Raw genomic sequence first — 12,037 nt, forward strand, 5'->3', positions numbered from 1 at the left:
GAAATTAGGGACGATTCAGTCCAGTTTTCGTTGCCCCCCCCCAGTCTGCCTCAGGCTTTCAGGAGGCGAATTCTAAACTCAACCCCATTTTCGACATTTAAAGCAGAGATCTTACCCTGCATGCTCACGACATAGCTGCGCACCATGTTAAGTCCCTGCCCCAAGTTATTCCCCGGGCCTGTTCTTAGGGAGACGCCATAATTGAATATTTCCTCTAATTTATTTTCTGGTATAGGGGGACCTTGATTGGCCACCGTGATTGAGACGTGCGCATTCTCCACACCGACGGATAGCACAATGGGCGTACCTGGAACCCTAAAATCATTGGCATTATTTATAACAGCATCTAACACCGACTCCAGCATATCCCCGTTTGCCAGGGCATATACCGAATCACCAGAACCATCATATACAATCTCTCCTATATGATGAGACTCACTGGCATTCACTAGATACTCTGTAATGTTCTCGCTAGTGGTATTTGCAGGTAAACTTGCAAAAATATCCTTCGGATGACGTTTGAGCCCAGCGTCCCCAACATCGCTATCAGCATAAGCTCCGGAGAGAGTTTCCAACGCAAACGAAATCCGGTCTATATCCCTCCGGTCAGCATCCCGCGCATCGGGATGCCTCGATATGAGGCTCTGTAGCGGCGACCGGATCTCGTGTCCAAGCGACAGCATAAGCTCCCTCTCTCTATTCGCCTTCTCTGTCGAGACTTCATTCGCTGACGTTAGAGCTTGATGAAGTTCCTGGATATTCTCCCAAAGAACGCCAATCTCACTTTTGCTTGAGCTTATGGAGTAAGGCGGATCCGTTCGGTCTTTCTCGTTGAACTTTTCTCGCATAAAAAGCGTATTCTTTCTGACCTTGTATAGTGGTGACAGAATAAAAATTTGTAGATAGACCAAAACAGCTACTAAGAGCGCAAATAGTACGAAAGCGAAAGCAATACTGGCACCAGCGGCCTCTCTCCACCCCGTCAGCACACTCGATGCGTCCCCTTGTATGCTGACAGCTGCCCCACCATCAATGACTGACTCCTTGGTGACGACGGGAGAGGAAACAAGAAAATTAATAAGCCAGTTGGTAACCTTGGCATAGAGCTCTTGGAACATTCCCTTTTCCGCCTCCGCATAGCCAGTAGCAGCGGAACGAACAGAGTACACCTCACCGGTCTTAGATTTAAAAGACAACTGCTCTCCCCGCGACAAATATCGGCGCGCATTATCAAGGGAAAATATTGGATCAGGCTGAAATTTGGTTGAGTCAAATATTTTTTCTTTCGCCCCTGCACCAGGTCGATGCAAGGAGACCGTTACTCTCGTCTCGTAGATATCCTCTGGTGGCCAGGGACGACTTGAGTCTTTGTTCGCGAGATATGCATCATCCAAGAACGAAGGCAACGGGATCTGAAAAATGAATTCAAAATCGCCCGAAGAGTCGCCCGAGTTTGCGGTCTTGAGCACTCGGCCTCTAATTTCAGGCTCCCTGGCATATGCTAAGTTCTTGGACTTTCCAGTCTTGAAACCCGTGAGGCTCCAAGCCTCGGAGAGATAGGGTACCGGCGCCTTCAGGTTTCTCAACAAGGGATCGAAGGTTATGGTGTAGTCGTCCCCCCTTCCCCGCGAACTAATGGACACAACAAATCTATGACCAGTTTCTGGATTATCCACATATCTCGGCGATACCAGTGTATCACTCGTGGAGAATGAACCGCGAATATAGGCTATTGCACCTGGCTCTTTATTATTCAGCACACCGACACAGACTCGATTTCTACTGGATGAGTCCAGAGAGTAGCTACAGCTTGGAAGCGCCTTAAGCTCGTCCGCATGGCCAGGCGTCACAGACACGTATTCGATGGGTAGAATATACGGAGGTATCCCTTGCGCACCAGCGGAAGGGGCGCTGATATTCAAAAGGGAAACACGCCCATCAAGCGAATCATACTCGTACGCAATTCGCTCAATAGTCCTGACGACATGTGCTTCATACTGAGAGGCGATAGAATTGAAGCTTAAGTCCAATGCAAACTTAGTACCTACCGAAACCACAACGAAAATGAGAAAAACAGCCCCATAGATAGATATGCGAATTTTGGCCTTGGCAAGATTAAGACGAAGCCTTGCAAGATCAAAAACTATTCCTGCCATCTTGCGCCCTTCATTCGCACCACATCTATACTCCCGTCCGCGTTCACCTCCTGCAAGGCCATTCGTATAGTTCGGAAGTGCTGCTGAAGCCCTTGGGGATTACGCCCACTCTTAACAAAGCAATACATATCATCATAAGCCACGACCGCACCCTGAGCGTTATATATCTTTTGAAGAATCATTTTCGCTGTATGAGGTATATTTAGCGCCTTATTCTTATAGTAAGCCTTGCCGGTCTCCTGACTTATATAGAAATCTGTAGCAGTATCACTTGATTCCTGCCTGAATTTAGACGCTCGATGCAAAACGCGGAGCGCCGAATCAATAAATTCTACAGGCTCAGTTACCGGCTTAACCAAGTAGTCCCAAACATCCAGCTCCAGCATTATTGACTTATAAACCAAATGATCCAACCCCGACACAACAATAACAGGACTATTGAAACCCTTACTATTAACCTTAACTATACCGAATCCTGCATTTCTATCTGGAGCCAACTCAATATCCAGCACAATCAGAGAGTAATTGTTTTTTACGATAGCTTTTTCAGCTGATTCCCGATCAAGGAACTGATCAACTTCCACATTTTCAGCTAGCTGCCTGCAATAACCCGCCAGCGAATCGTTAACTTCTTGGACATCTTCGATCACGGCAATTTTGTACATAGACCTATCCTCACTCTAATACCGATATGATTTTCCTTTGCAGGCCCTAGCGCAAGAGTCTCCGCATGAGGAAATCCTCACGTTCACCTGCTTTTCATCACACACCGCAGCGTTTACCGCGCTGTCGATGAGACGCCTCACTTTCATGATCAAAGCTATCCGCTAACCGCGTTTTTTCCTCACGGTTGCTCGCGTAGATTCCTTCCCATGACTCTGATCGTCACCAGAAGGAATTGTTCATGTCTCGTGAAAGCTTTCAAATTCTCGCGCTATCCGGCGGTGGATACCGGGGCCTCTATACCGCAACGATCTTGGCTGAGATTGAGCGTGAGCTGGGCGGCCCCATAGCTCGGCATTTCGACCTCATTGCAGGTACCTCTATCGGTGGAATTCTGGCCCTAGCGATTGCCAACGAAATTCCCGCCAGCAATCTGGTGGAGATGTTTGTGAAGAAAGGCCGGGATATCTTCAAACCTAGAACCCGCATGCCCATTTTCAAGTCGTCCTTCAGTAGCGAGGAACTGAAGACGGTCATATCAGCTGAAGACATGCTGGGGGAGCGGCTGCTGGGTGACGCCCTGCATCCCGTCATCATTCCCACAATCAACTACTCAACGGGTAAACCCGTTCTATTCAAGACACCTCACAACGAGAATTTCCGCCGCGACCATCTCCACAAGATGGTAGACATCGGGCTAGCCACCAGTGCTGCCCCCACCTATTTCCCGCGCCATTTCTTTCAACACAGTCAGTACGTCGACGGAGGTCTCTTCGCAAACGCCCCTGGCCTGCTGGCTGTCCATGAGGCCGAAACGTTCCTTGGGGCTGACGTTTCCCAATTGAAGCTTCTTTCTATTGGCACGATGTCCTCCAAATTCACTGTGAACCCTAAAAATAACCGTAATGGCGGCGCGGTCGACTGGGGTGGAGGCAACCCATTCAAGGCTGCTCAGCGCCTCTTCGGCCTGTCGATCTCGGTTCAGGAATCTCTGTGCGATTTCATGCTGATGCACAAGCTAGGAGACCGGTACACCCACGTTGATGAGGATCTGACAGACGATCGCTCAAAAGCCGTCGCATTGGATAAGGCCGACAAGAATGCACAGGAGGTGCTGCGTGGTGCTGGACTGGAGAAAGCCAAGAGCTGCCTGGGCGACCCAAAATTCATGAGCTTGTTTGCTCACAAAGCGGCAAGACCGAAATTCTTTTACGGCGCACATTCTCAATCTCAGGAGGAATGCCATGCTTAATCTCACCAAGATCTTCTACTCTTCCATTGCGAATACTGAGCATTTGCATGGCGCACTCCTTCCGAACGATGAGCAACGGGCCTTTCTGCGGTACTGTAGGACGAAAATCAAAGACTACTTAAAGCCTGCCATTGCGGCGGCCACAGTCCACGTACTGGGTATGCAAAAACAGGTGAAGCCCCGCTTTCGCACGCAAGGCTCTTGGGCCTATAGCACGTGCATTCAACCTGCACACACGCTCGACCAAGAAATGGATCTCGACTACGGTGTATACCTCCCGGTAGATGTCTGGCAGGAGAACGGCCCGCCGGCAGAGATGGCGAAGGCCTACTTTGACTTGGTCGAATCGCTGCTACAGATACTCTGTCTTCAGGAGGGGTGGACGCTTGTTACGGGCAACGATGCGAAAGACACCTGCATCCGCATCGATGTTGCAAGCTGGGCACACATAGACCTCCCTTTGTACGCAGCCCCGGCCGCGGACTTTGAGAAAGTGGTAGAGAAAACTGCCATGCTGAAGGCAGAAGCCAGGGCGATGGACTCTGCTAGCTTCGACATGATGTGTGAATCGATGGAGTCGATGGACTTAGTCTATGCCAATGCCCAAACCTGGGATGACCTTGATCAAATCATGATGGCATCGAGAACCGGGAAGTGGATCGCTTCAGACCCTGAAAGCGTTGCCAAGTGGTTCCGTGATCAGATCACGCGGTTTGGCGAGCTGGGGGAGCAATTCCTCCGGGTCTGTCGCTATATGAAAGCGTGGAGGGACTTCAACTGGAAGAGTGGCGGCCCCACCTCTGTTTCGTTGATGATTGCCATTGCCCAGGGCTTCGAAGGCAAAAGAGGTCGCGACGACATTGCCCTGGAGCAGGCCGCTGCGGTAGTTGCCAAAGCGGTGCGCGGTGATATCTATGAGCATGGCATAGATGAGAATGCGGAAGACTTCAACAGGCTCAAGCACGACAAACGTATCGAAGCCGGGCATGCTGCTGATCGCCTTGTAACAAGCCTACGTAGTTCAAGAAGCACCTCATCTCATCAAGGTTCAAACGCGCTTCATTCACTACGCGCGGTACTCGGCGATCGCATTCCCTTCTCCCCTGAGTTGATTCAAGAGGAGGCCCCGGCAAACATAGTGCGCAGTGCCGCACCTGCCATCGTCGCGACCCCCTACGTTCCTAACACTTCGGCAGGCTGACATGGACGCCAAACGAGTTGGGGATGTTCTTCGGTTAATGCACGACCTGAACTTTCGTGCATTGCCCATCAAGGGTGGTTGCCGGCGTTTTGTTGGGGACCTCGCCTGCAATGCAGGTGAGGTCAGCATTGAGTTGAGCCTTTCAGACTGGGACTTCATCGACTACCCCAAGATCCGTATCTTGGGGCAGCCGCACTTCTTACCGAAACGGATGGCCCATCATGTGACCGATGGCTCGTTCTGCTACATGGCCAAAGGAGAAGTCATCCTCGATCGTTACAACCCCGATAGCTCCATTCTGCGTTGCCTAAATCAAGCCACCGGGCTACTCAACGACCTCATTGCTAACCCTGCAAGAAACTTCAGTGACTTCCAAGCAGAGTTCCAGGCGTACTGGACGACTCCAAGCAAAGGCACAGTCGTGAATGTGGGCGTCGGCAACATGTCAGCCGCGTCCCGTTCAGCATCGGTTTACTCCCTTGTACCTGGGGAACGACTCCGAAGGGTTATCTCCACTGACGCCGACTCCACCTCCAAGATGGCTTCGGCGTGGGGAGAGCAAGCCGACGAAGAAACCAAGTCTCACTGCTGGATCTTTCGAAGCGTTGCTCAACCGCCAGTCACGGATGCTCTCCCCTGGACAATCAAACAAACACTCCGGTGGCTGAAGGAATGGGATCTCTCTCTTTACAAAAGTTGCCAAGCAGCCATCGAGACTGACAAGAAATTCTTAGACATCGGATTCGCTTACTTCTTGATTGACTGCCCAGCCGGTTGGGTGGGATTCAAATTCTCCATCGACTCGACGATCCGCAAAAGGCTCGCCCTTTCGCGTGGAGGCAAGTACCGAGGAAAAGCACTATTTCAGTTTCTGCTCACGTATGGCGGAGGTGAAAAAATTAGCAGGCTGCGAGTACAGGATCTCAGTCATAGCTTCATCGGTTCAAGAAACCTGACATCATCACTGGGGGCAGCTTTGTCCGGGAAAAAGGTGGCATTGATTGGCTGCGGCGCCATAGGCGGCTACTTGGCCCAGGCACTCATACGTATGGGAGCCGGCCACGGAGAAGGCAAGCTAGAGCTATTCGACCCACAGATTCTCATGCCTGAAAACCTAGGCAGGCATGCGCTCGGCTTCAAGTATCTTTTCAAAAGCAAGGCGGAGGCCCTGAAAGATGAGGCTCATCTGCAGCTACCAGGCATCAATATCGAGGCTCATAATCTCGACATGCGCTCGCCAAACTCCTTGAAGGACTTTGACCTAGTCGTGAACGCGACAGGCGAGGAATCTGTTGCCGAGATGCTGAACGAAGCCCAAATCAACGCAAAATACAGCTTTCCACCGATCCTCCATGCCTGGATCAAAGGCAATGGAGAAACCGTTCAAGCTTTATGGACTGATAGCCACGAGTTTGGTTGCTTCAGATGCCTGCGATCCAACGGTGAGGAAAGCCATATGCAGGAACGATTCCGTGTGCTCAAAGAAGATCCTGAGAAGTCATACAGAGCCTGCCAACACTACACACCGTACGCAGTGTCCGCCCCAATTTCTGCAGTAGCGTTAGCGACAGACTTGATTGTCGACTGGTTGAGGTCAGATGACCCAAGCCCCCGCTTCAGAACAAGATCAGTCGAAACAGCCGATGTCTTTAAGGTTAAAAACCAGAACATCAGGCCGCTAGATGGCTGTCCCGCATGCTCAACGAAATAATATTTTCTTGGCCAGACGGTTCCGGACGGTACGTTCTGATCGAAGAGCATGTGTGGGAATTTCTCTTCTCGCATGCACAGACAAAATCCAACACGACTGAAGCTGGAGGCATCCTTTTGGGCCACAGAGCCGGCGACCACATTCACGTAATCTCGGCAACCGGCCCCCTCTCGAACGACAAGAGAACAAGACTTAGCTTCGACCGCCTGGATACTGGCCATCAAAAAGCTGCACATCATGCTTGGGCAAGTAGCGGAGGTACTGTCGACTATGTGGGAGATTGGCATACGCACCCGCAGAGCATCCCCACGCCCTCAACCAAAGACTATGTGGAGTGGAAGAAGCTGACAAAGGCACTACCGAGCTCGCACTTATTCGCCATCGTAGGTTCGTCAGGTAATAGCTTCTGGCTTGGTTGCGGAGCGAACCTGCAAGAGATTCTTCCACTAACTAGGGTCTGAATCCAACCTAGCTTTGTGGATACCCTCAAGCGTCAGCTGCAGTTTGTAAACCAATGCGGGCCAGTCCGCTTTTGGTCGACTGCGGCCCTCGTGACTGGCAGCAATCGACTGTGGATGCACCCTCCTCCCGGCGTCCTTCCACCATGCGCAACTCCCTACCGAGGTCAGTAATCCCCCTGCTACGCTGAAAATTTCACGGAGGATTGCACAATGCCAAACTCAGACTTACTCCCTTCCCTGCTATTTAAACCAGCTCGCCCTAGAGGCCGTCATCATGGAGCTGTCGAACTGGGTAGAGATGCGCGGATCGGCGGACATCGCCGACAATGTTCGGGGCGCCCTGGACACGATCGATCGAAACGAGGAGTTCATCAAGATAACGCTTGCTGTGCTCATGACTCCCGACTAATCGCGAAAGTTCGCCATGTGTCGGTTCGGCATTTTTTTGGCAGACCAGGGAGCCTATCCGTAACCAGTTCCTTGTAGATATTATTCACAGCTCGTCGGAAATCGGATGGAGAAATCCGATCAAGCGTCCATCCACACCAGTCCTTACTTGAAACAGGTAGGGTGTACACTTCGCGGTACAACGTGGAAGTGTACACATGCAAAAAACTATGTTAATTATATAGTTATGCTATTATTCGAGTCTCCCTCGGGCACCAAAATCAAGAAAGGTCTTGCTTAGCAAGGCCTTTTTTTTCGTCTGTCGGAAAGTGCCCGCTGTTCATTCGACGGCCACCCGCTCAAGCGAGAATTCCAATGCTCCAAACACAAGCTCAAAGTCTGCTGGCGATCTCTTCCCACATGTAGTCGTAGTTGTATTTCAGCCAACGAACCAGCAACTTGTCGAACTGCCTGCGTGACCATCTACGCTGCCGCGCCGCGCACCTTTCCTCTATTTCGATCCTGAGCCAATCAGGGTCAAAACCCGTCCAGACAGTGGGTAAAGCCGCCGCAATGTTTGTAAAGCACACTGGCGCGACTTCTGAATAAAAAATCTCGTAGAGCACCGCTGGATCGACGCCTTTGAGCTGACGTGCGATGTAATCGTAATCAGTGGGAAAATGGTTGAACGGTTCGGACAGTGCGGCTCTGACATTTGTCAGTTGTGGTTCAGTCAGAAAATGTCCCAACGCGAAATCTCCTCCAGTACTTCATCTAGCGAGTCCGCCAGCAGTCCTCCCACAGCCCCGCCCGACGACTGATCGCACCAAGACCACTGCAATTGCGCAGAGACAAGCGCCAGGGCCGCCTGCACCGGCCAGAATGCCTCCAGCGCCCTCTCTCTCCCACGATGATGCCTTGCCGAGCCGCCCCCTTTAGGTTTGTTATCGAATCGCCAGGGCAGCGGCCACGAGAACGCCAAGCTTTCCCATGATCACCATTTTTTTGTGCCTTTCGTGAACTTGGCATCATCCCGACCGACAGCTTCCAGAATCGCTTACATGCCGATAAGGTCGACGTGCGAGTGATCGACTTCGTTGACGAGGGGTCGCACTGCTGAGGATGTGAGATAAGCCCCAGGCGGGTTACACCGCGATCGGCTAGCGTATGGCTGATCCCATGGCCACCAAGTACCTCAGAAGTAAGCGTCTGGGGAATACACCTGTCCCAAAACCCGGTCTTGGTGCGTTCACCGGCGATGGAAAGGTACAATCTTTCTCTTATATTTCGCTGAGACGGATTTCATGCATTTATACATCGTGCGGCATGGTGAAACCTGGGCTAATGCCGAACATCGATACCTTGGATCTCTTGATCCAGAACTTACCGCGCTGGGCCGCCAGCAAGCTCAAACGCTTTGCGAGCAATTGCCCGCAAGCCTTGATGTACTTGTCGTTTCTCCACGCCTCAGGGCGGTACAAACCGCTAGTATTCTGAACGAACGCCTCAAGCTCTCGCCTGAAATAATGGACTGCTTCAGAGAGCGGGATGTCGGCGTTTTCGAGGGGTTGACCCAAGGCGATGCCAAGAAGCGCTATCCGCAACTCTGGTCGCAGAACATCACTCGACTTTGGGATGCTGGGCCGACCGATGGTGAGTCGATCTCTGACGTTGTGAAACGAGTGCGAGACGGTTTAGCTGAGCTGGAATCGAAATATCCCTCCGAAACTGTTTTGCTTGTAGCACACGGCTTCGTTGCAAAAGTAGTCAGAGCACTGGCCATAGGAGACTTTTCAGACTTCTACGAATGGCAGCTTTCAAACGGTAACATGCTGTTTTTGCAAAGCTTCAATATACCTACACAAGATCTTGAAACTCTGAGGCGCTCTCTGCCCATAGCGTGATGTGGGCTGCTGCCAGTTTTGCGGCAGCAACTCCGTAATCTCACTTGCCCGCTGCGTCGGTAGACGAGCCAGCACGTCCTTCAAATACGCATACGGATCATGATCGCCGCCGCCCGCTTGCCGCTACGCAGCGACCCGGCAAAAAACCAGTTCGACCGCCCAAGCACCCATGGCCGGATCAAGTTCTCGATCTGGTTGTTGTCGATGGGCACAGCACCGTCTTCCAGGTAGCGCGTCAGCGCTACCCAGCGTTTGAGGCTTTAATCCAGAGCCTTGGCCGTGGCCGCCCCCTCAGGCACAAGTTCACGCTGGGCCAACATCCACTCATGCAGCTTTTCAGCGATGGGCACGGCTGTTTCCTGGCGTAATCGCCAACGGTCTTCGTCGCTCATTTCCTTGGCGTGTCGCTCGACTTCGTACAGCCCGCCAATCGAGTGAAGCGCCTGCTCCGCCAATTGGCTTTTATTGGCTACATGCAAGTCAAAGCACTTGCGGCGTGCATGGGCCATGCAGCCGATCTCGGTGATGCCCAGCTCAAAGCTGGCCTTGTAGCCGGCAAAGTCATCACAGACGAGCTTGCCGTTCCAGGTGCCCAAGAAGTTACGCGCATGTTCGCCAGCACGGCTGGGGCTGAAGTCGTAGACAACGGCCTTTAAGGCCGAGAACGGCGCAGTGCTGTAGGCCCAGACATAAGCGCGGTGGGTTTTCTTCTCGCCGGGCGCCAGCATTTGTACCGGCGTTTCATCGGCGTGGACGACGCGCTGGGCCAGCACTGCTTCTCGCAACACATCGACCAGCGGCTGAAGCTGCACGCCGGTTTGGCCCACCCAGCGCGCCAGTGTCGAGCGCGGGATAGCCAGGCCGGCGCGGCCGAAGATCTTTTCCTGTCGATACAGCGGCAGGTGGTCGGCGAACTTGGCCACCACCACGTGTGCCAGCAGGCCGGCATTGGGGATGCCCTTGTCGATCACCTGCGGCGGTACCGGCGCCTGGATCAGTGTTTCGCACTTCCGGCAGGCCCATTTCCCACGCACGTGGTGTTCGACGGTGAACACGCCCGGCGTGTAGTCCAGCTTCTCGCTGACATCTTCGCCGATGCGCTGAAGCTGGCAGCCGCACGCGCACTGAGTGTTGTCCGGCTCGTGATGGATCACAATGCGTGAGAACTGCAGTGGCAACGGCGCGCGCTTGGGTTGCTGGCGTGGTTCTGCCTGTGCGGGAGCGGGATGAAGTGCTTATAACTCCGCCTCGATGGCTTCGAGGTCGGTATTGAGCAGGTCATCAAGCAAGCTACCTTGAGCCGGGCTGATCTGCTCGCTGCGCTTGGCAAACTTGTGGCGTTTGAGAATGGCGATTTCGTGAGTGAGTTGCTCGATGATCGTCTCATCACGATGAATTTTTCTGTCCTGGGTGTCGATCTTGGATATCAACTGCGCAGCCAGTGCGCAGTTGTTCGGGAGTCATTTGGTCGAGATCGGGCAAGGAAGTCATGCCGTGGATTTTACCAAAGCAGCCCGAGTGCTACAGCTGAAAAGAGCGTTTAAAGCAATGTAATTACGCCGCCCGCACCGACTCGTTGCCAAGGTAATCCAAGTACCAGCGCCTGAAGTTGTTCGGGGTCGAGTTCGACCTCCGCCCCACGATGAAGGCCTGACCAATGAAACTTACCTTGGTTCAAGCGCCGTGCAGCCAGCCAGATACCGACGCCGTCGTGCACCAGGACTTTCATGCGGTTCGCCCGACGGTTGGCAAAGAGGTAAGCGCAGTGCAGCTTCGCCGCACCGAACACCGCGACCACTCGGGCCAACGCAGTCTCAGTGCCGGCGCGCATGTCCATAGGCTCGGTGGCGAGCCAGATGGCATCGACGCGAATCATTGGGCCAGGCCACGAATAAAACACGCGCAGCCGTCCGGATCCGAGGCTGGCCATTTTACGGTGATAGATTTATCACCCAGAGGTAGCGAGATGATCATCATCTCTTCTGATGCTCGCCTTGGTACCACTTTTACCGGAACGAAAGCCGGCAAGGTTGCAGGCGATTGATCCCGGTAGGTCGGTAGCCACTTGCGGATCACGTTGGCATTGATGCCGTGATGGATGGCTACGCTGGAAATCGTCGCTCCGGGCTGGAGGCATTCCTGGACGACCTGGGCTTTGAATGGTTTGGGGCAAGAGCTTCGTTGGCGCATGGAAATCCTGGCGACAATGGCGATCGCGGACACGATCGTCCTTAATGCTGGGATTTGGAAGGTGTGTTCGCCGGGCGCTTACCCTCAGAATGCTTTTTTTCGAGGACAAAAC

Annotated in this window: 10 protein-coding genes and 2 pseudogenes; 6 read left to right on the plus strand and 6 right to left on the minus strand. The window is 52.8% G+C overall.

From position 1 onward, the window contains the following. Positions 1 to 50: 50 nt before the first annotated feature. Together ACXX9E_RS28445 and ACXX9E_RS28450 are read right to left on the minus strand one after the other, a co-directional pair. The gene (locus tag ACXX9E_RS28445) at positions 51 to 2,156 is read right to left on the minus strand and encodes a sensor histidine kinase (RefSeq protein WP_458556558.1); all 2,106 of its coding nucleotides are present in this window, start codon (positions 2,154 to 2,156) and stop codon (positions 51 to 53) included. Next, entirely contained in the window at positions 2,144 to 2,821 is a 678-nt protein-coding gene (locus tag ACXX9E_RS28450; protein ID WP_458556559.1) for a response regulator transcription factor, read from the minus strand. The genes ACXX9E_RS28445 and ACXX9E_RS28450 overlap by 13 nt, the downstream gene beginning before the upstream one ends. A gap of 239 nt (positions 2,822 to 3,060) precedes the next feature. Here ACXX9E_RS28450 and ACXX9E_RS28455 point away from each other — a divergent pair, with 239 nt between their 5' ends. The 5 genes and pseudogenes from ACXX9E_RS28455 (at position 3,061) to ACXX9E_RS28475 (ending at position 7,853) form a co-directional block, all read left to right on the plus strand. Beyond that, on the plus strand, positions 3,061 to 4,071 hold the full coding sequence (locus ACXX9E_RS28455) for a CBASS cGAMP-activated phospholipase (RefSeq protein WP_458556560.1): 1,011 nt from the start codon (positions 3,061 to 3,063) through the stop codon (positions 4,069 to 4,071). Then, entirely contained in the window at positions 4,064 to 5,272 is a 1,209-nt protein-coding gene (locus ACXX9E_RS28460) for a CBASS cGAMP synthase (RefSeq protein WP_458556561.1), read from the plus strand. The genes ACXX9E_RS28455 and ACXX9E_RS28460 overlap by 8 nt, the downstream gene beginning before the upstream one ends. A gap of 1 nt (position 5,273) precedes the next feature. After that, on the plus strand, positions 5,274 to 6,983 hold the full coding sequence (locus ACXX9E_RS28465) for a ThiF family adenylyltransferase (RefSeq protein WP_458556562.1): 1,710 nt from the start codon (positions 5,274 to 5,276) through the stop codon (positions 6,981 to 6,983). Continuing rightward, positions 6,968 to 7,444: a Mov34/MPN/PAD-1 family protein gene (locus ACXX9E_RS28470; RefSeq protein WP_458556563.1), complete on the plus strand. Its 477-nt coding sequence runs from the start codon at positions 6,968 to 6,970 to the stop codon at positions 7,442 to 7,444. The genes ACXX9E_RS28465 and ACXX9E_RS28470 overlap by 16 nt, the downstream gene beginning before the upstream one ends. Before the next feature lie 210 nt (positions 7,445 to 7,654). Continuing rightward, positions 7,655 to 7,853, plus strand: a pseudogene (locus ACXX9E_RS28475) (hypothetical protein). Positions 7,854 to 8,223: 370 nt separating this feature from the next. Here ACXX9E_RS28475 and ACXX9E_RS28480 read toward each other — a convergent pair. Beyond that, positions 8,224 to 8,580 carry a DUF7079 family protein gene (locus ACXX9E_RS28480; protein ID WP_429540471.1) on the minus strand — a complete coding sequence of 119 codons (357 nt, stop codon included), beginning with the start codon at positions 8,578 to 8,580 and terminating at the stop codon, positions 8,224 to 8,226. A gap of 555 nt (positions 8,581 to 9,135) precedes the next feature. Here ACXX9E_RS28480 and ACXX9E_RS28485 point away from each other — a divergent pair. Continuing rightward, the gene (locus tag ACXX9E_RS28485; RefSeq protein WP_458556564.1) at positions 9,136 to 9,735 is read left to right on the plus strand and encodes a histidine phosphatase family protein; all 600 of its coding nucleotides are present in this window, start codon (positions 9,136 to 9,138) and stop codon (positions 9,733 to 9,735) included. 9 nt (positions 9,736 to 9,744) lie between these two features. On the opposite strand, the pseudogene tnpC reads toward ACXX9E_RS28485, so the two are convergent. The 3 genes and pseudogenes from tnpC to tnpA all read right to left on the minus strand — a co-directional run. Next, positions 9,745 to 11,226, minus strand: a pseudogene (gene tnpC, locus ACXX9E_RS28490) (IS66 family transposase); the annotation flags it as partial. Between the two features lie 49 nt (positions 11,227 to 11,275). Then, complete coding sequence (gene tnpB / locus ACXX9E_RS28495; protein ID WP_458556565.1) at positions 11,276 to 11,611, minus strand: IS66 family insertion sequence element accessory protein TnpB; 336 nt, start codon at positions 11,609 to 11,611, stop codon at positions 11,276 to 11,278. After that, positions 11,608 to 11,958, minus strand: a complete 351-nt coding sequence (gene tnpA, locus ACXX9E_RS28500) for an IS66-like element accessory protein TnpA (RefSeq protein ID WP_458556566.1) — start codon at positions 11,956 to 11,958, stop codon at positions 11,608 to 11,610. The genes tnpB and tnpA overlap by 4 nt, the downstream gene beginning before the upstream one ends. Positions 11,959 to 12,037 lie beyond the last annotated feature (79 nt).

It is taken from the genome of Pseudomonas sp. GNP014 (assembly GCF_054344005.1).

Bases quoted from the DNA above. Each gene is read 5' to 3' on its own strand.
- ACXX9E_RS28445 (WP_458556558.1), bottom strand. From the start codon at position 2,156: ATGGCAGGAATAGTTTTTGATCTTGCAAGGCTTCGTCTTAATCTTGCC.
- ACXX9E_RS28450 (WP_458556559.1), bottom strand. From the start codon at position 2,821: ATGTACAAAATTGCCGTGATCGAAGATGTCCAAGAAGTTAACGATTCG.
- ACXX9E_RS28455 (WP_458556560.1), top strand. From the start codon at position 3,061: ATGTCTCGTGAAAGCTTTCAAATTCTCGCGCTATCCGGCGGTGGATAC.
- ACXX9E_RS28460 (WP_458556561.1), top strand. From the start codon at position 4,064: ATGCTTAATCTCACCAAGATCTTCTACTCTTCCATTGCGAATACTGAG.
- ACXX9E_RS28465 (WP_458556562.1), top strand. From the start codon at position 5,274: ATGGACGCCAAACGAGTTGGGGATGTTCTTCGGTTAATGCACGACCTG.
- ACXX9E_RS28470 (WP_458556563.1), top strand. From the start codon at position 6,968: ATGCTCAACGAAATAATATTTTCTTGGCCAGACGGTTCCGGACGGTAC.
- ACXX9E_RS28485 (WP_458556564.1), top strand. From the start codon at position 9,136: ATGCATTTATACATCGTGCGGCATGGTGAAACCTGGGCTAATGCCGAA.
- tnpB (WP_458556565.1), bottom strand. From the start codon at position 11,611: ATGATTCGCGTCGATGCCATCTGGCTCGCCACCGAGCCTATGGACATG.